Raw genomic sequence first — 25,333 nt, forward strand, 5'->3', positions numbered from 1 at the left:
ATCGTCCTAGCGCAGCTTCAGCGTGGACAGGCCCACCAGGCACAGCAGCATGGTGATGATCCAGAAACGCACGACCACCTGCGTCTCCTTCCAGCCACTCTTCTCGAAGTGGTGGTGCAGTGGCGCCATCTTCAGGATGCGCCGGCCCGCGCCGTATTTCTTCTTGGTGTACTTGAACCAGCTGACCTGCAGCATCACCGACAAGGCCTCGACCACGAAGATGCCGCCCATGATGGACAAGACCACTTCCTGGCGCACGATCACGGCCACCGTGCCCAGCGCGCCACCCAGCGCCAACGCGCCCACGTCGCCCATGAACACCTGGGCCGGATAGGCGTTGAACCAGAGAAAGGCCAGTCCGGCGCCGGCCATGGCCGAGCAGAACACCAGCAACTCGCCTGCACCCGGAATATGCGGCAGGAACAGATATTTGGAAAACACCGAACTGCCGGTCACGTAGGCAAACACACCCAGCGCCGAGCCCACCAGCACCACCGGCATGATGGCCAGGCCGTCCAGGCCGTCGGTCAGGTTTACGGCATTGCTGGAGCCGACGATCACCAGATAGGTCAGCACCACAAAGCCCAGCACGCCCAGCGGGTAGCTGACTTCCTTGAAGAACGGCAGTTGCAGGCCGGCCTTGGGCGGCAGGCTCAAATCAAAGCCCGACTGCACCCAGCTGAAGAACAGCTCCAGCACCCGCATGTTCGAGTTCTCGGAAATGCTGAACACCAAATACAAAGCGGCCACCAGGCCGATCAGCGACTGCCACATGTATTTCTCGCGTGAGCGCATGCCCTCGGGATCCTTGTTGACCACCTTGCGCCAGTCGTCGACCCAGCCTATGGCGCCAAACCCCAGGGTCACCAAGAGCACGATCCAGACAAAGCGGTTGCTTAAATCCACCCACAGCAGGGTTGAAATAGCGATGCACAGCAGAATCAGCACCCCGCCCATGGTGGGCGTGCCCTGCTTGACCAGATGGCTTTCCATGCCGTAGCCGCGCACCGGCTGGCCGATCTTCAGTGCCGTCAGCCGGCGTATCACCACCGGCCCGGCCACTACGCCGATCAGCAAGGCCGTCATGGCGGCCATCACCGCCCGGAACGTCAGGTACTGGAAAACGCGAAAAAACCCGAACTCGGGCGACAGGGTTTGCAACCACTGGGCGAGACTAAGCAGCACGGGGCGGCTCCTTGTATTGTTCTTCTTGGGACTGGATGAAAGCCACGACCCGCTCCATCTGCATGAAGCGCGAGCCCTTGACCAGAATGCTGGCCACCTGGGGCAGCTGGGCCTGCACGGCGGCCAGCAGCGCCTCGATGCTGTCGAAATGCCGACCACCGGGGGCACTGATATGGGCCGACATCGCGCCCAAGGTCAGCACCTGCTCGATGCCGCTGCGCTGGGCCTGCACGCCGGCTTCGGCATGGAACTGGGGGCCCTGGTCGCCCACTTCGCCCATGTCGCCGGCCACCAGCAGGCGCGGGCCTGGCAGAGCGGCCAGCACCTGGATCGCGGCTTGCATCGAATCAGGGTTGGCGTTGTAGCTATCGTCCACCAGGGTCAGGCTGCGGCCACCCAGGTGCACGGTCAGCGCTTTGGAGCGGCCCTTGACCGGCTCGAACGCCGCCAGGCCTTGGGCTACGGCAGCCAGGGGCACGCCAGCCGCCAGCGCGCAAGCGGCGGCGGCCAGGGAGTTCTTCACGTTGTGCAGGCCGGCGATGTGCAGGGGATACTGCAACGGCCCGGCCGGTGTGTGGGCACTGACTTGCCAGGCGCCATCGGCCCAGACCGGTGGTTCGGCCCAGGCGTCAGAAGGGTTCAATCCAAATTGCAGATGCGCGCAGTGGGCGGCCAGGCCCTGCCAGAGCGGCGTGTAACTATCGTCGGCCGGAAACACCGCCACACCGTCTGCAGGCAGCACGGACAGCACCGCGCCGTTCTCCTGCGCCACGGCTTCGACGGTGGCCATGAATTCCATGTGCTCGCGCTGGGCGTTGTTCACCAGGGCCACGGTAGGCCGGGCCATGGCCGCAATCGCAGCGATCTCGCCCGGGTGGTTCATGCCCAGCTCGACCACGGCCAGGCGGTGGTGCGCACGCAGGCGCAGCAAGGTCAGCGGCACGCCGATGCTGTTGTTGAAGTTGCCCAGCGTAGCCAGGCTGGCCTCGGGCTGGGCGGCACGCAGAATAGAGGCGACCATCTGGGTCACCGTGGTTTTGCCGTTGCTGCCGGTGACGGCAATCAGCGGCAGCTGGAACTGGGCACGCCAGCCGGTGGCCAAGGCGCCCAGCGCCAGCAGGCTGTCGTCCACCTCGATGCACGGCAAGCCCGCCAGCGCATAGCCGCGGTGGCACAGCGCGGCGACCGCACCGCGGGCCTGCGCCTGGGCCAGCATGCCGTTGGCATCAAATTTCTCGCCCTTGAGCGCGACGAACAGGTCGCCGGGCTGCAGGCTGCGGGTATCGGTGTGCACGCGGGTGAAAGCCACCGCGCCATCGCCCACCAGGGTGGCGCCAGGCAACAGCGCCAAGGCTTGCTGCAGGTTCATCATGCTGCGGCTCCTGCGGGGCGGCGCGCCAGCGCGGCTTCGGCATGGGTTTTGTCGAGGAACGGGTGCTTCACGCCGGCCACTTCCTGGGTCGCCTCATGGCCTTTACCAGCCAGCAGAATCACGTCGGCCGGCGCTGCCTGGGCAATCGCCTCGACAATCGCCACCGCCCGGTCGGACTGCACATGCACGCAGGCGTTGTGGCTCAAGCCCAGCAGGATCTGGCTGATGATGGCCTCGGGCCGCTCGCTGCGCGGGTTGTCGCTGGTGACCAGCACCATGTCGGCGTTCTTTTCGGCCACGGCCGCCATCAACGGGCGCTTCAGGTTGTCGCGATCACCGCCGCAGCCAAACACGCACCAGAGCTTGCCGCCGCGGGTCTGTGCCAGCGGCCGCAAGGCCAGCAGGGCTTTGTCGAGCGCATCCGGCGTGTGCGCATAGTCAATGGCCACCAGCGGCTGGCCGGGCTGGCTGATGCATTCCATGCGCCCCGGCACTGGCAACAGGCCGTGGCAGGCGGCGACGGCATCGGCCAACGGCACGCCCAGGGCGCGCATGGTGCCAATTACGCCCAGCAGATTGGCCACGTTGTACTGGCCGATCACCGATGTCTGCAGGGCGACGCGCTGCCCGGCCTCGACCACCACAAAGCACAGCCCGCCAGCTTCGTAGCGGATGTCCTGCGCCTGCAGCCGCGCCTGGCGGGTGCAGGAAACGGTCCACAGGTCCAGATCGACAAACAGATTGGCCAGCGCCACGCCCTGCGGGTCGTCGACATTCAGCACCGCGGCCTGCAGGCCGGGCCAGCGGAACAGCTCTTCCTTGGCGCGCCAATAGGCCTCGGTACTGCCGTGGTAGTCCAGGTGGTCCTGGGTGAAATTGGTGAAAGCGGCAACGCGGATGCGTGTGCCGTCCAGCCGCCGCTCGACCACGCCGATCGACGAAGCCTCGATGGCACAGGCGCCCAGTCCTAGGTCAACAAAGCCGCGGAACGCCTGCTGCAGCCGCACCGGGTCGGGCGTGGTCAGGCCGGTGGCCAGCACATCGGGCGGAATTCCTATACCCAAAGTACCCACTACCGCACAGGGAGATTGCGCGTACAGCTGCGTTTTTGATAGCGCCTGAGCCAGCCACCAGGTGGTGGAGGTTTTGCCATTGGTGCCGGTCACGGCCAGCACATCCAGGCTCTGGCTGGGCTGGCCGAAATAGGCGGCGGCGATCGGGCCGGTGCTGGCTTTCAGGCCGGTGTAGCAGGCCACGGCCTCCTCGCCATCGAAACCAAAGGCCTCGCTACCCGCCTGTTCCACCAGGCAGGCGGTCGCGCCCTGGGCCAGGGCGGCGTGGACAAACTTGCGGCCATCGGTGGCGGCCCCCGGCCAGGCGATGAAACCATCGCCCGGCTGGATCGCCCGGCTATCGACCTGCAGGCTGCCGCGGACCCGGCTTTGCAACCAGGCCACTGCCTCTGCCGGGGTATGGAGTTGCAGCATCAGAACGACTCCTCCACAGCCTGGGTCACCACCTGGGCTTTGACATCCAGATCCGGCTGCACGCCCATCATGCGCAGGGTTTGCTGTACCACTTCGCTGAACACCGGCGCAGCCACCGCACCGCCGAAATACTGGCCGGCGCTGGGCTCGTCGACCATCACGGCGACGATGATGCGCGGCTTGTCGATAGGCGCCATGCCGGTGAACCAGGCGCGGTATTTGTTGCTGGCGTAGCCCTTGCCGACCTGCTTGTGGGCCGTGCCCGACTTGCCGCCGACCGAATAACCCACGGTCTGCGCTTTGGGGCCGGTACCGCCCGGGCCGGCGGCCATCTGCAGCATCTTGCGGATGGCGGCCGCATTTTGGGCGGAGAACACCTTCACGCCCACGGCCGGCTCGCTGCTCTTGAGCATGGTGGCCGGGATGATTTCGCCGTCGTGGGCGAACGCGGTATACGAATGCGCCATCTGGAACAGCGAGGCCGACAGGCCATAGCCGTAGGACATGGTGGCCTGCTCGATGGGCCGCCAGGTCTTCCAGGGCCGCAGGCGGCCGGACACCGCGCCAGGGAAGCTGATCTGCGGCTTCTGGCCAAAGCCGACAGCGGTATAGGTGTCCCACATTTCGTGCGGCGACATGCGCTGGGCGATCTTGGTCGCGCCCACGTTGCTGGACTTCTGAATCACCCCCTCGACCGTGAGCAAACCGTAGTTATGGGTGTCGGTGATGGTCGAGCCGGTGATGGTCAGGCGGCCTGGCGAAGTATCCACCAGGGTCTGCGGCGTGATGCGGCCGGCCTCCAGCGCCATCGCCACGGTGATGGGCTTCATGGTCGAGCCGGGCTCGAAGGTATCGGTCAAGGCGCGGTTGCGCAGCTGCTCACCGGTCAGGTTCTTGCGCTTGTTCGGAATGTAGCTGGGGTAATTAGCCAGGGCCAGCACTTCGCCGGTGATCGCATCCAGCACCACCACGCTGCCGGCCTTGGCCTTGTTGGCGATCACCGCATCGCGCATCTTCTGGTAGGCGAAGAACTGCACCTTGCTGTCGATGCTGAGCTGGATCTCGCGGCCGTCCACCGGCGGCACCTGGTCGCCCACGTCCTCCACCACCCGGCCCAACCGGTCCTTGATGACGCGGCGCGAACCGGGCTTGCCGCCGAGTTCCTTGTTGAAGGCCAGCTCTATGCCTTCCTGGCCGTTGTCTTCCACATTGGTGAAGCCCACCACATGGGCAATCGCCTCGCCCTCGGGGTACTGGCGCTTGTATTCCTTGCGCTGGTAGATGCCCTTGATGTTCAGCGCAGCGATTTGCTGGGCGATGGGCTCGTCCACCTGGCGCTGGACCCAGACAAAGGTCTTGTCCTCGTTGAGTTTCTTGTTCAAATCGGCCAGCGGCATCTCCAGCAGCTTGGCCAACTGCTTGAGCTTGACCGGATCGTGGTCCACGTCCTCGGGGATGGCCCAGATGCTGGGCGCAATCACGCTGGAAGCCAGGATCAGGCCGTTGCGGTCCAGGATGCGGCCGCGGTTCGCCGGTAGCTCCAGCGTGCGGGCAAACCGCACCTCGCCCTGGCGCTGGAAGAAATCATTGCCAATCACCTGGATATAGGCGGCCCGGGCCGTCAGCCCCAGAAAGCCCACGGCAATGGCTGCGACCACCAGCTTGCTACGCCATACCGGCGTTTTGCTGGCCAGCAAGGGGCTGGAGGTGTAGCGCACGCTGCGGCTCATGGCCGGGCCTCCGAAGCCGCGGCGGTGGGGGCCATTACCGTCACATACTGGGTGATGGCCGGCGTGCTGGTGCGCATCTGCAGCTGTTCCTTGGCCAGTTTTTCCACTCGCAAAGGCGTGGCCTGGGCGCGTTTTTCCACCTGCAGGCGTTCGTTCTCGATTTCCAGCTTGTGCGACAGGGCGATGGCCTTGTCCACCTCGACAAACAGGCTGCGCGACTCGTACTGGGTGTGCACCAGGTACAGGGCGCTGGCGATCACCGCCAACAGTAGAACCAGGTTGAGGCGGGTCATGGCGCGTCCGTCCTGCGGGCCACCCGCATCACGGCGCTGCGTGCACGCTTGTTGCCGGCCACCTCTGCGGCGCTGGGCTTGACGCGGCCCAGAGCCTCCAGCGGCATGGCGGTGGCACCGCCCAGCATCCAGCTGGGCGCGCGGCGGTCCACCACCTCGCGCGCATGCTTGGCGATGAATTGCTTGACGATGCGGTCTTCCAGCGAATGGAAACTGATCACCACCAGACGTCCTCCCGGTTGCAGTACCCGCAGACTCGCGTCTAGCGCGTGTTGCAGCTCTTCAAGCTCGGCATTGATGAAAATCCGAAAAGCCTGAAATGTGCGCGTTGCAGGATTCTGGCCCGACTCGCGGGTTTTGACCGCGCCAGCCACGAGTTCGGCCAGTTCAGTGGTGGTTGAAATAGGGCCCCGTTCCTGTCGGCGAGCAACAATCGCCTTTGCAATGGGGCCAGCAAACCGTTCTTCACCGTAGTCACGTACCACCTCTGCGATCTGTTTTACTTCGGCTGTTGCCAGCCACTGGGCCACACTCTCGCCGCGCGTGGTGTCCATGCGCATATCGAGCGGGCCATCGAAACGGAAACTGAAGCCGCGCTCGGGGTTGTCGATCTGCGGCGAGCTGATGCCCAGGTCCATCAACACACCGGCCACACTGGCGTCGGGCAGCTCGCCCAAGTGGCGAAAACCCTGGTGGCGGATGGAAAAGCGCGGGTCGGCAATGGTGGCAGCTTCGGCAATCGCGTCCGGGTCGTGGTCGAAGGCGATCAGCCGGTCTTGCGGCGCCATCCGGGACAGCAGCAGACGCGAATGGCCGCCGCGGCCAAACGTCGCATCGACGTAGGTCGCCGCAGCGCCGGCGGCGCTGGGGTTTGAGGTCTCCGGCTTGTTGAGAAGAGAATCGACTGCTTCGTTCAACAAGACGGTGGTATGTTTCCATATCGCGTCCACCGTAGGGCCTTAGAAAGAAAAGTCCTTGAACACTTCGGGCATGTCGCCTTGCATCGCCTTGGCTTCTTGTGCATCGTAGGTGGCTTTGTCCCACAACTCAAAATGCCGCCCCATGCCCAGCAGCATGGTGTCTTTGGCGATGCCTGCGGCCTCCCGCAACTCGGGCGACACCAGCACGCGGCCGGTGGCATCCATCTCTACATCCATCGCATTGCCCAGAAAAATACGCTTCCACCACTGCGCCGACATGGGCAGCTCGGCGATCCGCTCGCGGAACTTCTCCCACTCGGGGCGCGGAAACACCATCAGGCAGCCGTGGGGGTGTTTGGTGATGGTCAGTTGGCCTGCTGCAGTCGCGCTCAGGACGTCACGATGCCGGGTCGGCACCGATAGCCGCCCCTTGGCATCCAGACTTAGAGACGAAGCCCCTTGAAACACAACAGCCCACCCTCGCTATAGAGCAGCAACCAAATGGGCCATGCGAAGGCACTTTTCACCACTTAATTGCACTTTTTTGCACTGTAGCAGGAAAAAAACACTGCGCCCACCTCCAGCGCAGTATTTTTTGTAATCAAATCAAGGACTTAGCGACAATCTTGCAAGTAGACACATGCAAAAAACGTTCTAAATTAAGCACTTAGAGCAGATTGTGAATGTGCCAATTGAGAAGCGCCGCACAGCGTGTAACAAATAAAGCCCCGCGGCTTGGTTCGAACGCTCTGGTTTACAGAATATAGCGCGATAAATCCTCGTTCTTGCTCAATTCCTTGAGCCGCGTGTCCACGTAAGCGGCATCCACCACCACGGTTTGACCCGCCAGCCGGGCGGCATCGAAGCTGACATCGTCCAGCAGCCGCTCCATCACGGTAGACAGGCGCCGGGCACCGATGTTTTCGGTACGCTCATTCACATCGAACGCGATGTGCGCCAGCCGGGTAATGCCCTCGGGGGCAAATTCCAAGCTCACGTTTTCGGTGGCCAGCAAGGCCTGGTACTGCTTGACCAGCGAGGCATGGGTCTGGATCAGTATCGCCTCGAAATCCTGCACCGACAGCGATTGCAGCTCGACCCGGATCGGAAACCGGCCTTGCAGCTCGGGGATCAGGTCGCTGGGCTTGCTCAAATGGAAAGCCCCCGAAGCAATGAACAAGATATGGTCGGTCTTGACCGTGCCGTACTTGGTCGACACCGTGGTGCCCTCGACCAACGGCAGCAGGTCGCGCTGCACGCCCTGGCGCGACACCTCGGCGCCGCTGCCCTCGCTGCGCGAAGTCACTTTGTCGATTTCATCGATAAAAACAATGCCGTTCTGCTCGGCGTTCTGGATCGCCTGGGTTTTGATGTCTTCCTCGTTGACCAGCTTGCCTGCCTCTTCCTCGATCAGCAGTTTCAGGGCTTCGGCAATCCGCAGCTTGCGGGTTTTGCGCTTGGGCTGGCCCATCTGGCTGAACATGCCGCGCAATTGCTCGGTCATCTCTTCCATGCCGGGCGGGCCCATGATCTCCAGCTGGGCTTTGTGGTCGGCCACATCGAGCTCGATCTCCTTGTCGTCCAGCTGGTGCTCACGCAGCTTCTTGCGGAACGCCTGGCGCGCCGCGCTGTCTGGCACTTCGCCCTGCGCTTCCAGTCCACGTGCTGTCGGTATCAGGATGTCCAGAATCCGCTCTTCGGCTGCATCCTCGGCCCGCACACGCACTTTGCGCATCTCGGTTTCGCGGGTTTGCTTGACGGCGATATCGGCCAGGTCACGGATGATGGCATCCACGTCCTTGCCCACATAACCCACTTCGGTGAATTTGGTGGCCTCAACCTTGATGAAGGGTGCATCGGCCAAGCGCGCCAACCGGCGGGCAATCTCGGTCTTGCCCACACCCGTGGGGCCGATCATCAGGATGTTCTTGGGCGTAATTTCATAGCGCAGCGGCTCGGCCACCTGCTGCCGGCGCCAGCGGTTGCGCAGGGCAATCGCCACCGCCCGTTTGGCCTGGTGCTGGCCGACGATGTGGTGGTCCAGTTCGGCAACAATTTCTTGAGGGGTCATAGAGGACATGCTTCAGTCCAGCGTTTCAATGATGTGGTTCATGTTGGTGTAGATGCACAGCTCGCCTGCAATCTCCAGCGACTTTTTGACGATCTGCGAGGCCGTCAGGTCGGTGTTGTCCAGCAGGGCCTTGGCCGCCGAATGCGCGTACGCGCCGCCCGACCCGATGGCCACGATACCCTGCTCCGGCTCGAGTACATCGCCATTGCCGGTGATGATCAGCGAAGCCGTGCTGTCGGCCACGGCCAGCATGGCCTCCAGGCGGCGCAGCACGCGATCCGTGCGCCAATCCTTGGTCAGCTCGATGGCAGCACGAACCAGATGGCCCTGGTGCTTTTCCAGCTTGCCTTCGAAGCGCTCAAACAGGGTGAAGGCATCGGCCGTGGCGCCGGCAAAGCCGGCGAGTACCTTGTCGTGGTGCAGCTTGCGAACCTTGCGGGCCGTGCCTTTGATGATGATGTTGCCCAGCGTAACCTGGCCGTCGCCGCCAATGGCGACTTGCACGCCATTGGGGGTCTGGCGCCGCACGCTGATGATGGTGGTGCCGTGAAACTGTTCCATAAAATCCAGATAAGGGTGAAACCGGTAGATGCAAGCGCACCACGCCCCGGGTGACGAAGGTCAATTCCGGCGCGGAATGACCTTGGCATATTCGTTGATGCCAATCACATTGAAGAAGATGGCGGCCAGGCGGTGCAGACCGGTGAACTGCACCTGGTGGCCCGCAGCGTGCTGCACGGCCGCCCAGTTGAGCACCGAGCCCGCCGCCGAGAAATCGATACGCATCAGGTGGTCGCACGACACTATCAGCACACCGCCATTTTCCGCTGGCGCATCCACCCCCGCCAAGGCGCTGGAGGCATCGCCCAGCACCAGGCCGGTCAGTACGCTCAAGGTAGGGGGCAGGCTAGACATCTGTGTCGCGCCCATGCCGATGTCGGAATCCTTGAACTCCGGCCTATCGGAACGCATCCCGTCCAGAGCCGCAGGCATCGAGACGCTGCCATCCTCGTCCAAGGCGACATAACTGCACACAGCCTCTTGCCACGACGGCGGCGAAACCTCGTAGGTGATGCAATATTCAAGCGCCACCATATCAAAGGCATCCGGGTTTTGCTGGGCGCGTAGCAGGTCCAGGCGCAGGCGCCACCAGGCCTGGTTCACCCCGGGGTCGCCGGTGCGGGTATAGCTTTTCACCACCTCTTCCAGGCGGTCGCCATCCAGAAACTTCAGCTGCACCGCTTCATGGGTCCAGTCGGCAAAAAGAGCCCCCAGGCCTTCCACGGCAGCGCTGTCGATGACGCTCAGGCTGGTCCAGCCTATTTGCACCACCGACGGCGTACGCTGGCGCAGTGCCGATTGCAAACCGGACACCGCCGCCGCACTCAGCACACTCGGGCAAGCCCAGCTGAAATGCCCGCTGTCGCTGCCAGCCATGTCGGCTTGTGCGCCGGCCGCCGGCAACTGGCCCGCCTGGTCGGGGATCGAAAACCACGCGGGTCCCGAATGGCCAAAACGGGTCGCGTAATCAATGCCTACGGTATCGAACCCATCCTGCAGACCCGTCGCACGGTACAGGTCAAACAAGGCCAGCCACACCTCGGCCCGGCTGTCTGGCGCAGGCTCGGCACGCAGCAAGGTGTACAGCGCGCTCTCCGCGCCTTCCGTATCGCCATTGGCGAAGCGGATGGCCGCCTCTTCCAGCTCGGGGTTGTGCTCGTAATCCACGGTATCCAGCGCAAACAACTCGGGTGGCGCAGCAGGAACGGGCTTGAGAGCCGCGACAGAGGCGAAGTTGATGCTTTCGTCCAGCGCAGCCAGCATGTCGACCACCGGATCGGCCTCGGGCGCCGCGAAACTATGCCCATTGGCGCGCAGGGGCGAAACATCGGTAGGGGCGAACGCGTCGGCATGCCGCGCCGATTGCAGCGGTAGTGGCAATGAGGCCGGCACGGTGGCGGCGTAGGCGCGACCGCCGTCCAGGGCCCCGGGTTCGGTGGGAATTAAAGATGCGCGCGACGACAAATGCACCGGCTTGCTGCTGCCGCTGTCCTTGGCCTTCCACCATTGCTTGGACATCTGGGCTTCGATCTCGTCGATCTTCTTGATCGTGCCGGCCCGGTCGTCCAGCTTGGACTGCATGCTGCTCTGGAAGAAGGACGGGCGCTCGGGCGTGTCCGGCGAGGCCTGGACCTCACGCTGGCGCAGCTTGCGTAGCTGGTCGAACTCCCGGCGCCGCACAAAGTCGTTGCGGCGCTTGCGCTCAATCATCTCCTTGAGCATCTGCTTGCTGTACTGGCTCTCCTTGTCGAGCTCAGGCTGGTCCAGGTCGGACCAGTTCGTCGTCGGATTGCGGACGAACTTGACGACCTTGGACAGCAAGCCAGAGGGTTCGTTGGGCGGCATGGTCGTGTCAGCGCAGCGTGATGGGCCTGAATGCGTCGGCGATCAATCGCCGAACATTTTTTGCTTCAGCTCCCGGCGTTGCTGGGCTTCCAGCGACAGCGTGGCGGTAGGACGGGCCAGCAGACGGCCCACACCGATAGGTTCGCCGGTTTCGTCGCAGTAGCCATAGTCGCCTGCGTCGATGCGGTTGATGGATTGCTCTATCTTCTTCAGCAGCTTGCGTTCGCGGTCGCGGGTGCGCAGCTCCAGGGCATGCTCTTCTTCGATGGTGGCGCGGTCGGCCGGGTCGGGCACTACCACCGTGTCTTCGCGCAAATGCTCGGTGGTTTCACCGGCGTTGTTCAGCATGTCCTGCTTGAGCGCGGTCAGCTTGAGACGGAAGAAAGCTGTCTGCTTCTCGTTCATGTACTCGGAATCCGGCATGGCCATGACTTCGGCATCGGTCAACTTGTCGGCCGGGGTGGTCTTCCAGTTGTTCGCCAGCTTCGGGTCCTTCTTGGCGGCCACATGGGGTGGCGGCGCAATCATGGGCTCGGGTGCGTTCTGCATGTAGCTGGACTTGGCCGCGGTAGACGCAACGGTCGGGGCCATGGACGGCACGGTCAGCTGCGCCAGACGCGATGAGGGGCGCACGCTCTTCGCCGGAATCGACGTGTAGCGGGGGCTGGTCTGCACCGCTGGAGCTGCTTCGGTGGTAGCTGCCGCGGGGGCTGGGGTTGTCTTAGGCGCTGGGGTCACTTTAGTAGTACTCACGGTTGGCGCGGGGATCCTGGTTTCCCCGCTGACTTCTTAGATTCTGCTCTGGCATCACACCAAACACTGCTCCATACCTTGCAAAAAGATATCTTTCGGCAAATCAATGCCAATAAACACCATTTTGCTGCCGCGTTGCTCGTCTGCACCCCATTCAGGGCCCAAATCGCTGCCCATTAGCTGGTGCACACCCTGGAAAATGACTTTACGCTCGGTGCCTTGCATATTCAAGACGCCTTTGTAGCGCAACATGCGCGGGCCGTAAATATTCACGATGGCGCTCAGGAAGTCTTCCAGCTTGGCGGGGTCGAATGGCCGCTCCGATTTGAAGACAAAACTCTTTACATCGTCATCGTGGTGATGGTGGTGGCCTTCATGCCCGTGGCCATGGTCGTGCTTGTGCGAGGGGTGGTCGCAGTGCTCGCCTTCGGCGTGGTCATGGTGGTCGTGCTCGTCTTCCTTCAGGAAGTCGGGGTCGATATCCAGCTTGGCATTCAGATTGAAGCCGCGCAGGTCGAACACCTCGCTCAGGGGCACTTCGCCGAAGTGCACGGCCTTTTGCGGCGCCCGCGGGTTCATGTGCTTGAGGCGGTGCATCAGCGCATCGACCTCGGCCGGCTCGACCAGGTCGGTCTTGCTGATGAAGATCTGGTCGGCAAAACCCACCTGGCGGCGGGCTTCCTGGCGGTCGTTCAGCTGGGTTGCCGCATGTTTGGCGTCCACCAGGGTCAGGATCGAGTCCAGCAGATAGCTTTCGGCGATCTCGTCGTCCATGAAGAAGGTCTGGGCCACCGGGCCGGGGTCGGCCAGGCCGGTGGTTTCGATGACCACGCGCTCGAAGTCCAGCAGGCCCTTGCGCTTTTTGGCGGCCAGCAGGCTCAGGGTAGCGCGCAGGTCTTCGCGGATCGAGCAGCAGATGCAGCCGTTGTTCAGCTGGATGATTTGTTCGCCCGGCTCGGAGACCAGGATCTCGTTGTCGATGTTTTCTTCGCCAAACTCGTTTTCAACGACGGCGATCTTCTGGCCGTGGGCCTCGGTCAGCACGCGCTTGAGCAGCGTGGTCTTGCCCGAGCCCAGAAAGCCGGTCAGGATGGTGACGGGAATGAGTGCCATGGGTTCTTTCATTGCTAATTTGTCACTGGGAACAGCGCCGCTCCCGCGATTTCGTGGAAATTAACAGGTGGGGAGTGTAGCGGCCAATTCAGGCGGGCTTTAGATGGGGCTATTTCCTCAGAATTACAAGGCCTTTGAGGTACTCGCCTTCGGGGAAATTGATGGTCATCGGGTGGTCGGGGGCGCCGCCCAGGCGCTCGCTGATATAGCCGTCCACCCCGGCGTCGATGCCGGCCGAGGCCACGATCTTGTGGAACAGGTCGGCGTTGATGCCGCCCGAACACGAATAGGTAAACAGCACGCCGCCCGGCTCCAGGATCTTGAAGGCCAGCCGGTTGATGTCTTTATAAGCGCGGGCCGCGCGGTCGGCGTGGGCTGCCGTGGGGGCGAACTTGGGCGGGTCCAGCACGATGCAGTCAAAAGTCTGGCCCTGGGCCGCAAACTGGCGCAACGAGGCGTTTACGTCTGCGTCCATGAAAGTGACGCGGTCTGCCGCAAAGCCGTTCAGCGCCACATTCGCCGCTGCCTGCTCCAGCGCCGGGCCGGACGAATCGATGGACGTGACATGCCCCTGGCTGCCGCTGGCCCGCATGCCGGCCAGGGCCGCCACGGTAAAGCCCCCTGTATAGCAATAGCAGTTCAGCACACGCTGGAACTGCAGGCGCTGGGCGTAATCGGCCATTTTCTTGCGGCTGTCGCGCTGGTCCAGGTAGAAGCCGGTCTTGTGGCCCTCGGCAATGTCCAGGCCCAGGCGCCAGTCGTGCTCCTGGATGGTCAGGCCGGTAGTGCCGTCGCCGCGCAACCAGCCGGTGGTGGGCTCCAGGCCTTCCAGGCTGCGAGTATTAGTGTCCGAACGTTCGTACAGCTTGCCCAGGCCGGTGGCGGCCAGGATGGCGTCGACCAGCACAGCCTTCCAGCGCTCCACACCGGCAAACAAGAACTGCGCCACCAGGGTGTCGCCATAGCGGTCGACGATCAGGCCGGGCAGGCCGTCGGACTCGCCATGGATCAGACGTACGCCATCACTATTTACGTCAAATCGGGCTCTGGCGCTGACAGCAGCTGCGACAGCAGCTACAAAAAACGCAGCATCAATACGCTGGGTTTCGTCAAAGCTCCACACCCGGGCGCGGATCTTGGACGTGGGGCTGAACGCAGCCCAGCCCAGAAACTTGCCCTCATGCGACTCCACGCGCACGGTTTCGCCCGCATCGCCGCCGCCTTTGGCGATGGCCGAATCAAAAATCCAGGGGTGGCGGCGCTGCAGCGAGCGCTCCTTGCCTTCACGTAAACGAATAACTTTCATGGGCGGGATTGTGGGGCCTATTTGCCCATACCTCCCGACTACTTGCCCGGCGGCAGCTTGGCCCGGGGATGGGCTGCGTCATACACCTTGGCCAGGTGCTGGAAGTCCAGCCGGGTGTAGACCTGGGTGGTGCTGATATTGGCGTGGCCCAGCAACTCCTGCACCGCGCGCAGGTCGCCGCTGCTTTGCAGCACGTGGCTGGCGAACGAATGGCGCAGCATATGCGGATGCACCGGGGTGGCGGTGCCGGCCAGTTGGCTGCGCCGGCGCAGCCGCTGCCAGACCGAGGCAGCAGTCAGCCGCGTGCCGTAGCGGCCCAGGAACATAGCGGTGGACAGCGCGGCGCCCGGCCCTTCGGCGCGCATCGCCAGCCATTTCTCCAGCGCCGCCACCGCGGTTTTGCCTATCGGCACGATGCGCTGCTTGCTACCCTTGCCCAGCACATGGGCCTCGCCAGCCTCCAGGTCGACCCAGCCGCGCGCCGTCTTGCCGGGTGCCGCGTCCAGGCCGGTGAGTTCGCCGACCCGCAGGCCACCGCCGTACAGCAGCTCGACCATGGCCGCGTCACGCGCCTCCAGCCAGGGGTCGTCGGCCTGGTTCTCGAAGTCGGCCAGGCCGATGGCCTCGTCCAGGCCCAGGGCCTTGGGCAGCGGCTTGGGCGATTTGGGGGCCCGCACGTCCTGTACCGGGTTACTGGCCACCAGGCCTTGCCGGCCCAGCCAGGTGTAGAAGCCGCGCCAGCCCGACAAGATCAGCGCAATGCCGCGCCCGTTGTGGCCCTGGCTGTGCAGCTGCGCGGCCCAGCGGCGCACATGGTGCTGGCCCACCTGCTGCAAGGCGACGCCGGCCTTGTCGGCCTGCTGGCTGAGTTTCTGCAGGTCCAGGGTGTACAGCGCCAGCGTGCGCTCGGCCAGGCGCTTTTCAAAGCGCGCGTAGTCGAGGTACTGGGCAACCAGCGGCGGAACCGTGGGGCCGGCGCTGGCGTCGGCCACGTTTTAAGCGCGCAGGCGCGACAGGGCAGCCCCGGCCAGCTCGGCGATGCGCTCCAGGAAGTCGGTACCCATGGCGGATTCAAAGCGCTGCGCGTCGGGCGAGGCCAGCACCAGCATGCCAAAGGCCGGGCTCGGGCTGTTCAGCACGCCGGTGCGCAGCGGCATCAGCGCCAGCGACATCGCGGCGGCCGGCTGGGCCAGCCAGGTCACGGCTTCGAAGCCCGAGTTCACGCCACAGAACGGCGCGGTCAGCGACGAGGCAAAAATCTTCGCGTCCTCGCTCACGCCCTGGGCCCAGTGGGCGTGCGCATATTCGTCGGCCACGCCCCAGACCTTGATGGCGGCCTGCGGCACCGAGAACTGCACCTCGATCTCGTGGGCAATGCGCTCGGGCAGGTCGGCCGGTGAGCGCGTCAGCAGCAGGCTGCGCGCCCAGCGCTGCAGCTTGTCGGCAATGATCACGTTCTCGTTGCCGTGGCGCACCATGTCCATGATGCGGTGCTCCAGGCCCTTGATCTTCTCGCGCAGCATCTCGGCCTGGCGCTCTTGCAGGCTGACGGCGCGGTTGCCGTGCGGGCTGGTCAGCTGCACCGAGGCCAGCACCTGCGAATGGCGCTCGAAGAACTCAGGAGTGTTGGCCAGGAAGTTGGCGATGTCGTCTTCGGTGATCGGGTTGGTGGTGTTCATAGGGGGTGCAATCAATTAATCGGGAATCGTGATCGAGCCGTCGAAGACGGTGGTGGCCGGGCCGGTCATCCGCACCGGCTGGCCCAGGCCCGCCCATTCGATGGTCAGGCGGCCGCCATGGGTGTCGACATCGACCTTGGCGTCCAGCAGGCCCAGGCGGATGCCAGCCACCACGGCCGCGCAGGCGCCGGTGCCGCAGGCCAGGGTCTCGCCCGCGCCGCGCTCGTAGACGCGCAGTTGGATCTGCGAGCGGCTGACCACCTGCATGAAGCCAACGTTCACGCCGTTTGGAAAGCAGGGCTGGCTCTGCACCAGCGGGCCCAGGGTGGCGACCGGCGTGGCCTCGGCGTCGTCCACCAGGTGCACGGCATGCGGATTGCCCATGGACACGACTGCTACGCTAAACATAGCACCTTGCGCAGACTCTAGCTGCGCCAACGGCCATTTTTGCCATGAAGCCGTGGCTTCGGGCTGCAGGCCTTGCGGATCGAACGGAATCTGCGCCAGCTCGAACACCGGCAGGCCCATGTCGACGGTGACGCGGCCGTCGTCTTGCATGTTCAGCTGCAGCACGCGTTCCATGGTTTGCACCCGCACGCTGTTCTGCGCGGTCAGGCCGCGGCTGTGGACGAAGCGCATGAAGCAGCGCGCACCGTTGCCACAATGCTCGACCTCGCCGCCGTCGGCGTTGTGGATCGCGTATTCGAAGTCGATGCCGGGTGCGCTGGCCGCCCGCACCGACAAAATCTGGTCGGCACCGACGCCAAAGTGGCGGTCGGCCAGGAAGCGGTACTGGGCGGCGCTCAGCCCTAGGCGGCCCTGGGTTTCGTCGAGCACCACAAAGTCGTTGCCCGCGCCCTGCATTTTGGTGAATGGGATGTGCATGGTGGAATTATCCGCTCTGGCGCGTGGATTTTTAGACTGCGGGGCGATTCAAGCCCTGCGCACCGCGCTGGCGTGCATATGCTATTGAATCAATAGCTGCTTGCGCAGATGAAATAAGCGCCAGAAGCCTATTTCATCGATAAAAGTGTGAAGCCCGCCGATAAGCCGGATTCTGTGCGCACAGGTTGCCCTGTGTGTGACCGCCATTAATCTGGGCCGGGGATCGCTCGCCCGGCTCGGTGCTACCTACCCGCCAACTCAGGGGGCCCCGTCAACGTTGGCCTATTTGGTATTGCTGCGCGTAGAGATTGCCCGTTTCACCTCGGTCGGGCTTTGCCCGACCGAGGTGCTGTGCTATTCCCGGCTTGCGCCGGGAGCGTCTGGCTTGCGCCATCCGCGTACCCGCTTGCGCAGGTACCGCACAGACCACCCTTGCTGGGCTGACCTGACCGAACTCGTCTCTGTTGCTCTAATCCTCACCTCACGGTGGACAGCCATTAGCTGCTACGCTGCCCTATGCAGTCCGGACGTTCCTCCAGTGCCTGGTTTCCCAGATTGCACCAGCGGCGGTCTGGCGGGCTTCACCCCCCGATTATGGCAGTGCCACAATGCCCCGGTTTGCTCCCGCTTCACGCCCACATCCTAGGAGACCCATGAAAACCGACAACATCCTGCAAACCATAGGCAACACCCCCCATATCCGCATCCAACGCCTGTTTGGCACGGGCGCGAATGTCTGGATCAAGTCGGAGCGCAGCAACCCCGGCGGATCTATCAAGGACCGTATCGCCCTGAGCATGGTCGAAGACGCCGAGAAATCCGGCGCGCTGCAGCCCGGCGGCACCATCATCGAACCCACCTCGGGCAATACCGGCGTGGGCCTGGCCATGGTGGCTGCGGTCAAGGGCTACAAGCTGGTGCTGGTGATGCCCGACAGCATGTCCGTCGAGCGGCGCCGCCTGATGCTGGCCTACGGCGCCAGCTTCGACCTGACCCCGCGCGAAAAAGGCATGAAGGGCGCGATTGCCCGCGCCCAGGAGCTGGTCGCCGCCACCCCCGGCAGCTGGATGCCGCAGCAGTTTGAAAACCCCGCCAACATCGACGTGCATGTGCGCACCACGGCGCAGGAGATCCTGGCCGACTTCCCCGACGGGCTGGACGCGCTGATCACCGGCGTCGGCACCGGCGGCCACATCAGCGGCTGCGCCCGCGTACTCAAGGCCGCCTGGCCCAAGCTGCAGGTGTTTGCGGTCGAGCCCACGGCCTCGCCGGTGATCTCCGGCGGCGCGCCCTCGCCGCACCCTATCCAGGGCATAGGCGCGGGCTTCATCCCGAAGAACCTGGACGTGGAACTGCTGGACGGCACCATCCAGGTGGACGCCGAGCCGGCCCGCGAAATGGCCCGCCGCAGCGCCCGCGAGGAAGGCATGCTGGTCGGCATCTCCAGCGGCGCCACGCTGGCGGCGATTGCCCAAAAGCTACCCGAGCTGCCGGGTGGCGCACGGGTGCTGGGCTTCAACTACGACACCGGTGAACGCTACCTGTCGGTGGACGGCTTCCTGCCCGCCTGACGCGCCACGGGCGGAGTGGGCTATCTTGATTCCTTGAAAATCCAGGCCACGCCCACGCCCGCTGTCACATAGCTTTTGCTGCGCACCAGCGGGCTGTCTTCAAACACGGCTCCGCTGAGCGCATCCGCACGGGCAAAAGCCCCTACCCAGACGGAGTCAAAACGCTTGCTCAGCGCCATGATCAGCTGGGTACCGCCGTAACCGCCACGTGCGGTGTAAGCCGGGCGATTCGCGCTCGCATACTGCTGCTCCACGCCGTAGTAGTACGCATGGTTGCGGGCGGAGCCATACAACAGGCCGCCTACGACGCCCAGGTTCCAGCCGGGCATGCCCATCACATCCTTGACATCGAGGTTCAGGCCGGGCGTGGCCACCAGGCCAATATTCCGGCCGAATGGGCTGGAACCAAAGGTGAAACCAGTACGCACCGGCAGCCGAAAGTCGAGCTTCATCCGTCTATCGTCGGAACGCGCCAGGGTGTACTCGAACGACGGGCCGATCTCGATAGATGCGTCCAAGTTGGGCATACCCGTGCGGGCGGCGTTTTTACTGCTGTTGACGGGCACGGTCGCCCCCAGGCTGATCTCCAGCCGCGCCCTGTCGGTGTTGAACAGCTCCCCGCGCACACCGTCCCGGTCTACTTTGAGCTTGTCGCCACGGTAAATGAAATACGGGAATGGCAAAACGTAAGTCTGGGCCTCGTCAGATCCCCGGTAGTCCGGGATGCGCAGGGTAGACACGCCGATGCCCGCCTCCCATTTTGGCAAGTCATCGTCAGCCTGGGCTGGGTTACCCGCCAGCCCCCAAAAGCAAGCCAGTACACAAGCGCATATGTGGGCAATCTTCACTTTTCGTTCTTTCATGGCGAGGGGACGGGGATGCCCACCTGCAGCTTGGCCGATGCAGCGCCGCTCGATAATAAGCGCATCAAACCCCTGATTTTCTATCGCTGGGTACGGCGAGGCCCGCGTTCTGGCCCGCCGCCCAACGTTCCCACTACATTCCCAATGGACCCGCCATCCCACGATGCTTCCCTCTTCCACCCACTTGCTCCTGATCCCCAGCTACAACCCCGGCTCCAAGATGGCGGAAACCGTGCGCTCCGCCCGCGCCCAATGGAACCCGGTATGGGTCGTGGTGGATGGCAGCACCGATGGCAGCGCGGCTGTACTGCAAGCCATGGCTGCCGCAGATCCCGGCCTGCAGGTCATGGTGCTACCCCATAACGTCGGCAAAGGTGCAGCCGTGCTGCACGGCCTGGACCGGGCCACGGCGCTGGGCTTCACCCATGTGCTGACCATGGACTCGGACGGCCAGCACCCAGCGGAGCTGATCCCCTCCTTCATGGAGACATCCCAAAAGCAGCCCCAGGCCATGGTGCTGGGCTTGCCCATCTTCTCGGCGGATGCCCCCAATCTGCGCGTGCAAGGCCGCAAGCTGGCCAACGCATGGACCCATCTGGAAACCCTGTGGGCCGGCATTGGCGATTCGCTGTTTGGTTTTCGGGTCTACCCCATCGCACCGCTGCGCCAGGTCATGCAAGGCCAGCGCTGGATGCGGCGTTTCGACTTTGATCCCGAGGTGGTGGTGCGCATGTGCTGGCTCGGTGTACCGGTCGTCAACCTGCCGGCCAAGGTCAAATACTTCACCGCGGCCGAGGGCGGCGTATCGCACTTCAACTACCTGCGTGACAACTGCTTACTGACCTGGATGCACGCCCGCCTGCTGGCCGGCTTCCTGTTGCGTCTGCCGCTGCTGCTGGCACGCAGGCTGCGCAAACGCTAACGCCCTCCTGCACGCGCAAGACAGGTACAGCAAGAACAAAATTTATCGCATGGCCGAGCGCAGGGTCACGGCTTGCAGATTTGCCGCGCGCAGTGCGCTCAGCAACAAGGGCAAAACCTCCAGGATCACCGGAACGCCCTGCTTGGTCACGGCAGCATGGCGGTCATGCAGCAGCAAGATATCGCCGGCACGCAGGCCGCGGGTCAGTATCCGTGTCACGGAGGCCGCATTGCCATTCCGGGTGTCGTAGGCGCGCCGGGTCCAGCTCACCAGCTGCAAGCCCAGGCGCTGCAGCACGGGGTCCAAAAACGGGTTGCGCAGCCCGGCCGGTGCCCGGAAGAAGCGTGGCGGCACACCGCACAAAGCCTCCAAGGTTGCTTGTGCGGCTTGCAGCTCGCGTTGCAAGCCGCGCATACCGAGCAGGGAAAAATGGTGCTTATGCTGCTGGCTGTGGTTTTCGATCGCATGGCCGCGGCGCACGATGTCGCGGCACAGATCCGGGTACCGGGCGACTTGCGTGCCGACACAGAAAAATGTGGCACGGGCAGCGTACTGGTCCAGCAGGTCCAGCACCAAGGGGGTGACCAGCGGGTCGGGGCCATCATCGATGGTCAGCGCCACTTCGCCGCGCGCTGCAGCCCCGGCGGGCAAACGTGTCCAGTTAGAACCCAGCAGCCGGCAACGCGGCAGCAGGCCAGCCAGCATCAGCACCAAATGGTTCAGCAGCAGTGCGGCCAAGGCCCCGCGCCAATGCCCGGGCCAGATCACCAACGCCGCCAGCACACCGCCATGCAATGCGATGCTGCACCAGATGAACGGAGCCAGGCGCACACGCATCACACCGCCTCGGCAACCGGAGTCCGCGCCCAGACTGCCGAGAAGCACAGGGCCAAAATAGCGCCAGGACCGACGGTCAGGCCCATGGCCTGCAGCACCGGCACCTGCGAAAATCCCAAAATGCCAAAGCCCACTACCGTCGTCAGGTTGGCAAACAGCAGGGAGGCCAGGATGCGTGGCGTGATTTCGCCTTGGCCGGCGCTGAAAAACAGCGCGTAATTGGAACCCACGGCTACCGTCAACAGCAGCCCCACCAGATGCAGAATCGTCAGGCTCTGTCCCACCGATACCAGTGCAGCAGCCACGCACAGCACAGCGCCCGCCAAAGGTGCCAGTACCCGCAGCACGGCAATCGGCGAACGTAAAACCACGGCCAGCAGCACCACGATGGCCAGCAGCCCAGCACCCGATAGCTGCACCGCCTCACGCAAGTAGCTGCCGTAGAGACGGTTGGATTCACCCTTCATGTCCACAAACAAGGCGCCCGTCGTCGCCAGCAACGGACGGATACGTGCCGGATCGATGTCGCCGGAAGCCAATGCATGCAGTGGCAAAAATACGCTCCAGCGCGGCTGGCCATCGATCGCTTTCTGCTGCAGCAGCATGGCGTCCACCGCCAACGCCAGAGACGTACCCGCCAGATCCGCACGCTGCAGGCCGGGCGCCCGGCGGGCCGCCTCGACATCCTGCACAAACGGCGCCAAACGTTCGGCCCGCAGCGGCATATCCACCAACGCCTCGGCCAGACGCAACTGCAGCTCGGGCGTGGTTGGCAGGCTGGCCTGCCGCGCCTGCTGGGTCGCCAGGCTGGGCAGCATGCTGGTGGGGCTGTCCACCCCGGCGATCGTGTGATCGTCCACCAATGGCTGCAGAACTGCGACCACTCTTTCAGCGCCCTGCAAAACCTCTTCCTGGCTGCCGCCCGACACCACCACCAGGTAGCGCACATCGGGCGCGCCCAGATCGGCGCGCAACGCCATATCCAGCGCCACGTCGCTGGCCGACACCGGGCTCAGCGCCGCCAGCTCCTGGTTCCACACCCGGTGCCGCTGCAGCACCAGGGTCAACGCAGCCAACACGCACAGGCCCAGCACGGCCCAGCGCAGCGCAGCCGCCCGCCGCACCACACGGGCCAGCCGCGCGCCCAGCGCCGATACGTCGCGCACGCGAAAGCGGGCGGGCAGCAGTTGCGGCAGCACAAAGCGGGTCACGGTAGCTGCAGCCACCAACCCGGCAATCGAATACAGGCCTAGTTGCGCCAAGCCTGGAAAGCCCGACAGCAACAAAGACGAGAAACCACAGATCGAGGTCATCACCCCCAGCCGGATGGTCGGCCAGAAACGGCGTACCCAGCCATCCTTGCCCGCACCGCCGGCCAGCGCCGCCTGGTCCGACTGCACAAACAGGTAAATCGAATAATCCACCGCCTCGCCGATCAACGTGGTGCCAAAGCCCAGGGTCAGGCCATGCACCGTGCCAAAGCCCAGACTGACCGCCGCGACCCCGGCCAGCGCACCCGCCAGCACCGGAAGCAAGCCAAGCGCCAGCGTGACGAAGGAACGGTAAATCAGCCATAGCAAAAACGCGATCACCACGATGCTAATGGTCGACAAACGCGTGACCTCGGACTCTATGGTGTTGCGCACATTCACGCCAAACACGCCCGGTCCGGCCAGCACCAGCCGGGCCTGCAACGCCGATCCTTGCTGGGCTTGCACCGCCCCGGCAAAGGCGGTGCGGATCGACTCCATGGCCTGCTGCTGCCCGTCGGTATCCGATCCCGCCGCGCGGGTTTGCAGCAACAGCAAGGCGCGCTGTGCATCGCGTGAGACCCATACGCCGTCGGCGCTACGCGGACCATTGCCGCCACGGCCTCCGCGATCCAGGCTGTCAAGCAGTAAAGGCAATTCCCCCGTCGGGTCACGCGGCAGCAGTGACTTGACCAGCAAGCCAGCAGGCGAGGCCAGCAGATCCAGCGTATCACCCAGTGCCACCCGCAGGCCGTCCACCGTGAAATGCGCAGACACCATCGCCGGACTCAGCTGGTAACGGTGCGCCATCAAAAAAGCTTGGTCCTGCTCCAGGCCCATGGCTTCGCCATTGCCTACGTTGCTGAACTGCGCCTCGCCGCGCAAGCGCTGCGCCATGGCTTTGGACAAGGCCGCCCGGGTCGGCGCATCACCGCCTTCCACGCCCACCAGTACCAGCCGCGACACCAACCCATCACGCAACTGGTCGACCAGCAACTGCTGCTCGGGCGTCGGCGCCTGTGGCAAAAAGGCCGACATATCGGCGGTAAAGCGGGCTTTGCCAATCACCACGCAGCACAACAGCAAGGCAGCCAGGGCCAGCCATACAGGGACAAAGCTGCGCTGGAACAGCCGCTTCGTCATGGCGTGGAGACGCTTTCAATCTGCATGACCGACCGGTCTTTGTCGGCTTGCTCTATCTCGATGCTGCGCAACTCTGCGCGCTCGCCCTGCATGGTGATGCGCTGCAACACGGCCAGCATTTTGGGGTCCAGCGGGCGTAGCACCAGCGTCCAGCGGGCTTCGGTGCCGTCCAGGTTCAGCTGGAACAGACGCTCCAGCGTTGCACGGTCGCCGGCCAGCGTGCCGCGTATGCTTTCCACGAAGGCCCCGAGCTCGGGGTAGTCTTTGACCCGCAGCGTGTACTGGCGCTTGCCGCGCTCTACCGTCACCGTGTCATGGTCTAGCACCAGGGTTTCGGGTTTGGGCTTCAGGGTACGCTTTTCCAGCCGGTCGGGCGCGGTGTAGAACAGCTCACCCGACGACAGCACCGGCTTGTCGAGCAAGGCGATGAATTTTTGCTCGGTAAAAGTGGCGCGCGCCGAGGTATTGCGCGCCAGGGCCTGCATCAGCTGCTCCAGGCCCCAGCTGGCGTGCGCCGATGCCGCTGCCAGGCACAGCACGGCAGCGCTCCAAAGTCGTACGATTTTTTGCATCATGGGCTCGGATGTGGTGCCGCGGGCGGCTGCCAGAAGTCAAAGAAGTTGAACCAGTTGGTGGGAGCTACGTGGCAGTATTTCTCCAGCAGCGCGGCATAGCACTCCATGGCCGTCTGCACTGCCGCTTCGCGCCCGCCCGCAGGAATCTGCGAAAAGTCCGCCACCATTTCGAAATGGATGTCGTAGCGCTTGCCGCCCCCGTACAGGCCGGTCATGAACAGCACCGGGCGGCGCAAGATCGCCGCCATGCGGAACGGCCCGACCGGCAACTGCGCCGGAGCCCCCAAAAAAGACAGAGTCCGCGTGCCAGTCGACCCCAGCGAGCGGTCGGCCAAAATGCCCACCACGGCACCCGACTCCAGCAAATCGTGTACCGAGATCATCGAGTCCACCTTGCCCAGTGGCACGATATGGCTGTGTACAGCCGGGTTGATAGCCTGCAGCAAAGCGTTGATCTTGCGGGCGTTTTCCTCGAACATCGCCATTGCCAGGCGCAGCCCCGGCTGCTGCTGGCCTACCGCACGCAGCACCTCAAAACTGCCCAGGTGCCCGCCCAGCATGAATGCCCCCCGCCCCTGCGCCAGCACCTCCCGGACCAGGCCGTCCCCTTGCACCCGGATGTCAAACAAATCGAAGCGGTCATTGACCAGATAGATCCGGTCGTGGATGACCGAGGCAAACGCTAGAAAGTGCCGGAACTGCAAGCGCCAACCCACCCGCCGGGACGGATAGACGCGGCGCAGATACTGCTTCGACGACCGCCGCGCCGACGGAGCCAGCAGCAAAAAATAAGCCGCAATGCCGTACAGCAGGCCACGCGAGATACGCCGCCCCAGCCGCAGCGAAACCCAGGCCATCAGGCGCAGCATCAGCAAATTGCTGCGCTCCGGGCGCTGCGTCCAATGTGTCGTATCGTCGATCATGGCGGAACCCGCAGGCCTGACGTCAACCGCCCTGTCGCAGTCTTGCATC

General features: G+C 64.0%; 23 protein-coding genes and 1 other RNA gene. 2 read left to right on the forward strand and 22 right to left on the reverse strand.

Features of this window, described 5'->3' with window-relative positions; translation table 11 throughout:
• Window positions 1–6 precede the first annotated feature (6 nt).
• From mraY to rnpB, 17 genes are all read right to left on the reverse strand, one after another.
• Window positions 7–1,185, reverse strand: a complete 1,179-nt coding sequence (gene mraY, locus J2X19_RS24295) for a phospho-N-acetylmuramoyl-pentapeptide-transferase (protein ID WP_092757692.1) — start codon at window positions 1,183–1,185, stop codon at window positions 7–9.
• Complete coding sequence (locus tag J2X19_RS24300; protein ID WP_310377061.1) at window positions 1,175–2,557, reverse strand: UDP-N-acetylmuramoyl-tripeptide--D-alanyl-D-alanine ligase; 1,383 nt, start codon at window positions 2,555–2,557, stop codon at window positions 1,175–1,177. The genes mraY and J2X19_RS24300 overlap by 11 nt, the downstream gene beginning before the upstream one ends.
• Complete coding sequence (locus J2X19_RS24305; protein ID WP_310377062.1) at window positions 2,554–4,044, reverse strand: UDP-N-acetylmuramoyl-L-alanyl-D-glutamate--2,6-diaminopimelate ligase; 1,491 nt, start codon at window positions 4,042–4,044, stop codon at window positions 2,554–2,556. The genes J2X19_RS24300 and J2X19_RS24305 overlap by 4 nt, the downstream gene beginning before the upstream one ends.
• On the reverse strand, window positions 4,044–5,774 hold the full coding sequence (locus J2X19_RS24310) for a peptidoglycan D,D-transpeptidase FtsI family protein (protein WP_092757689.1): 1,731 nt from the start codon (window positions 5,772–5,774) through the stop codon (window positions 4,044–4,046). The genes J2X19_RS24305 and J2X19_RS24310 overlap by 1 nt, the downstream gene beginning before the upstream one ends.
• Window positions 5,771–6,067: a cell division protein FtsL gene (gene ftsL, locus J2X19_RS24315; protein ID WP_116608330.1), complete on the reverse strand. Its 297-nt coding sequence runs from the start codon at window positions 6,065–6,067 to the stop codon at window positions 5,771–5,773. Before ftsL ends, J2X19_RS24310 begins: the two co-directional genes overlap by 4 nt.
• A complete protein-coding gene (gene rsmH / locus J2X19_RS24320) occupies window positions 6,064–7,017 on the reverse strand; it encodes a 16S rRNA (cytosine(1402)-N(4))-methyltransferase RsmH (RefSeq protein ID WP_116608329.1) in 954 nt (317 codons plus the stop codon). Before rsmH ends, ftsL begins: the two co-directional genes overlap by 4 nt.
• Before the next feature lie 9 nt (window positions 7,018–7,026).
• Window positions 7,027–7,455, reverse strand: coding sequence for a division/cell wall cluster transcriptional repressor MraZ (gene mraZ / locus J2X19_RS24325; RefSeq protein WP_092757686.1), 429 nt, complete (start codon window positions 7,453–7,455; stop codon window positions 7,027–7,029).
• Between the two features lie 286 nt (window positions 7,456–7,741).
• Window positions 7,742–9,067 carry an ATP-dependent protease ATPase subunit HslU gene (hslU, locus tag J2X19_RS24330; protein WP_310377063.1) on the reverse strand — a complete coding sequence of 442 codons (1,326 nt, stop codon included), beginning with the start codon at window positions 9,065–9,067 and terminating at the stop codon, window positions 7,742–7,744.
• A 3-nt stretch (window positions 9,068–9,070) separates the two neighbouring features.
• Window positions 9,071–9,619, reverse strand: a complete 549-nt coding sequence (hslV, locus tag J2X19_RS24335; protein ID WP_092757684.1) for an ATP-dependent protease subunit HslV — start codon at window positions 9,617–9,619, stop codon at window positions 9,071–9,073.
• Window positions 9,620–9,679: 60 nt separating this feature from the next.
• On the reverse strand, window positions 9,680–11,464 hold the full coding sequence (locus J2X19_RS24340) for an STAS domain-containing protein (protein ID WP_310377064.1): 1,785 nt from the start codon (window positions 11,462–11,464) through the stop codon (window positions 9,680–9,682).
• Window positions 11,465–11,506: 42 nt separating this feature from the next.
• The gene (gene dksA / locus J2X19_RS24345; protein ID WP_405048742.1) at window positions 11,507–12,217 is read right to left on the reverse strand and encodes an RNA polymerase-binding protein DksA; all 711 of its coding nucleotides are present in this window, start codon (window positions 12,215–12,217) and stop codon (window positions 11,507–11,509) included.
• 54 nt (window positions 12,218–12,271) lie between these two features.
• Window positions 12,272–13,330, reverse strand: a complete 1,059-nt coding sequence (locus tag J2X19_RS24350; protein ID WP_310377066.1) for a CobW family GTP-binding protein — start codon at window positions 13,328–13,330, stop codon at window positions 12,272–12,274.
• A 109-nt stretch (window positions 13,331–13,439) separates the two neighbouring features.
• Window positions 13,440–14,636, reverse strand: coding sequence for a class I SAM-dependent rRNA methyltransferase (locus J2X19_RS24355; RefSeq protein ID WP_310377067.1), 1,197 nt, complete (start codon window positions 14,634–14,636; stop codon window positions 13,440–13,442).
• Between the two features lie 38 nt (window positions 14,637–14,674).
• Window positions 14,675–15,628 carry a tyrosine recombinase XerC gene (locus J2X19_RS24360; RefSeq protein ID WP_310377068.1) on the reverse strand — a complete coding sequence of 318 codons (954 nt, stop codon included), beginning with the start codon at window positions 15,626–15,628 and terminating at the stop codon, window positions 14,675–14,677.
• A 3-nt stretch (window positions 15,629–15,631) separates the two neighbouring features.
• On the reverse strand, window positions 15,632–16,315 hold the full coding sequence (locus tag J2X19_RS24365) for a DUF484 family protein (RefSeq protein ID WP_092757679.1): 684 nt from the start codon (window positions 16,313–16,315) through the stop codon (window positions 15,632–15,634).
• Window positions 16,316–16,330: 15 nt separating this feature from the next.
• Complete coding sequence (gene dapF / locus J2X19_RS24370; protein WP_310377069.1) at window positions 16,331–17,200, reverse strand: diaminopimelate epimerase; 870 nt, start codon at window positions 17,198–17,200, stop codon at window positions 16,331–16,333.
• A 145-nt stretch (window positions 17,201–17,345) separates the two neighbouring features.
• Window positions 17,346–17,783: RNase P RNA component class A (gene rnpB, locus J2X19_RS24375), an RNA gene on the reverse strand.
• A gap of 70 nt (window positions 17,784–17,853) precedes the next feature.
• Between rnpB and cysK the strand changes: the two genes are divergently transcribed.
• A complete protein-coding gene (gene cysK, locus J2X19_RS24380) occupies window positions 17,854–18,771 on the forward strand; it encodes a cysteine synthase A (protein ID WP_310377070.1) in 918 nt (305 codons plus the stop codon).
• A 20-nt stretch (window positions 18,772–18,791) separates the two neighbouring features.
• On the opposite strand, the gene J2X19_RS24385 is transcribed toward cysK, so the two are convergent.
• Window positions 18,792–19,538, reverse strand: a complete 747-nt coding sequence (locus tag J2X19_RS24385) for a MipA/OmpV family protein (protein WP_310377071.1) — start codon at window positions 19,536–19,538, stop codon at window positions 18,792–18,794.
• Window positions 19,539–19,797: 259 nt separating this feature from the next.
• Here J2X19_RS24385 and J2X19_RS24390 point away from each other — a divergent pair, with 259 nt between their 5' ends.
• Window positions 19,798–20,556 (forward strand): glycosyltransferase family 2 protein, encoded by a 759-nt coding sequence (locus J2X19_RS24390; protein WP_310377072.1) that lies wholly within the window; start codon window positions 19,798–19,800, stop codon window positions 20,554–20,556.
• 42 nt (window positions 20,557–20,598) lie between these two features.
• Here J2X19_RS24390 and J2X19_RS24395 read toward each other — a convergent pair whose 3' ends face one another.
• Genes J2X19_RS24395 through J2X19_RS24410 form a run of 4 tightly spaced genes read right to left on the reverse strand, consistent with a single transcriptional unit; the run spans window position 20,599 to window position 25,284 of the window.
• Entirely contained in the window at window positions 20,599–21,393 is a 795-nt protein-coding gene (locus J2X19_RS24395; protein ID WP_310377073.1) for a polysaccharide deacetylase family protein, read from the reverse strand.
• On the reverse strand, window positions 21,393–23,786 hold the full coding sequence (locus J2X19_RS24400; RefSeq protein ID WP_310377074.1) for an MMPL family transporter: 2,394 nt from the start codon (window positions 23,784–23,786) through the stop codon (window positions 21,393–21,395). The genes J2X19_RS24395 and J2X19_RS24400 overlap by 1 nt, the downstream gene beginning before the upstream one ends.
• The gene (locus tag J2X19_RS24405) at window positions 23,783–24,358 is read right to left on the reverse strand and encodes a LolA-related protein (protein ID WP_310377075.1); all 576 of its coding nucleotides are present in this window, start codon (window positions 24,356–24,358) and stop codon (window positions 23,783–23,785) included. Before J2X19_RS24405 ends, J2X19_RS24400 begins: the two co-directional genes overlap by 4 nt.
• Entirely contained in the window at window positions 24,358–25,284 is a 927-nt protein-coding gene (locus J2X19_RS24410) for an LpxL/LpxP family acyltransferase (RefSeq protein ID WP_310377076.1), read from the reverse strand. The genes J2X19_RS24405 and J2X19_RS24410 overlap by 1 nt, the downstream gene beginning before the upstream one ends.
• Window positions 25,285–25,333 lie beyond the last annotated feature (49 nt).

This window comes from Rhodoferax ferrireducens (genome assembly GCF_031458075.1).
In the GTDB taxonomy this organism is placed as follows: Bacteria; Pseudomonadota; Gammaproteobacteria; order Burkholderiales; family Burkholderiaceae_C; genus Rhodoferax_B; species Rhodoferax_B ferrireducens_A.

Excerpts from the sequence above, each read along its gene's own strand:
- J2X19_RS24300 (WP_310377061.1), bottom strand. The coding sequence starts at position 2,557 with ATGATGAACCTGCAGCAAGCCTTGGCGCTGTTGCCTGGCGCCACCCTG.
- J2X19_RS24305 (WP_310377062.1), bottom strand. The coding sequence starts at position 4,044 with ATGCTGCAACTCCATACCCCGGCAGAGGCAGTGGCCTGGTTGCAAAGC.
- J2X19_RS24310 (WP_092757689.1), bottom strand. The coding sequence starts at position 5,774 with ATGAGCCGCAGCGTGCGCTACACCTCCAGCCCCTTGCTGGCCAGCAAA.
- ftsL (WP_116608330.1), bottom strand. The coding sequence starts at position 6,067 with ATGACCCGCCTCAACCTGGTTCTACTGTTGGCGGTGATCGCCAGCGCC.
- hslU (WP_310377063.1), bottom strand. The coding sequence starts at position 9,067 with ATGTCCTCTATGACCCCTCAAGAAATTGTTGCCGAACTGGACCACCAC.
- hslV (WP_092757684.1), bottom strand. The coding sequence starts at position 9,619 with ATGGAACAGTTTCACGGCACCACCATCATCAGCGTGCGGCGCCAGACC.
- J2X19_RS24340 (WP_310377064.1), bottom strand. The coding sequence starts at position 11,464 with ATGCCGCCCAACGAACCCTCTGGCTTGCTGTCCAAGGTCGTCAAGTTC.
- J2X19_RS24350 (WP_310377066.1), bottom strand. The coding sequence starts at position 13,330 with ATGGCACTCATTCCCGTCACCATCCTGACCGGCTTTCTGGGCTCGGGC.
- J2X19_RS24355 (WP_310377067.1), bottom strand. The coding sequence starts at position 14,636 with ATGAAAGTTATTCGTTTACGTGAAGGCAAGGAGCGCTCGCTGCAGCGC.
- J2X19_RS24365 (WP_092757679.1), bottom strand. The coding sequence starts at position 16,315 with ATGAACACCACCAACCCGATCACCGAAGACGACATCGCCAACTTCCTG.
- dapF (WP_310377069.1), bottom strand. The coding sequence starts at position 17,200 with ATGCACATCCCATTCACCAAAATGCAGGGCGCGGGCAACGACTTTGTG.
- cysK (WP_310377070.1), top strand. The coding sequence starts at position 17,854 with ATGAAAACCGACAACATCCTGCAAACCATAGGCAACACCCCCCATATC.
- J2X19_RS24390 (WP_310377072.1), top strand. The coding sequence starts at position 19,798 with ATGCTTCCCTCTTCCACCCACTTGCTCCTGATCCCCAGCTACAACCCC.
- J2X19_RS24395 (WP_310377073.1), bottom strand. The coding sequence starts at position 21,393 with ATGCGTGTGCGCCTGGCTCCGTTCATCTGGTGCAGCATCGCATTGCAT.
- J2X19_RS24400 (WP_310377074.1), bottom strand. The coding sequence starts at position 23,786 with ATGACGAAGCGGCTGTTCCAGCGCAGCTTTGTCCCTGTATGGCTGGCC.
- J2X19_RS24405 (WP_310377075.1), bottom strand. The coding sequence starts at position 24,358 with ATGCAAAAAATCGTACGACTTTGGAGCGCTGCCGTGCTGTGCCTGGCA.
- J2X19_RS24410 (WP_310377076.1), bottom strand. The coding sequence starts at position 25,284 with ATGATCGACGATACGACACATTGGACGCAGCGCCCGGAGCGCAGCAAT.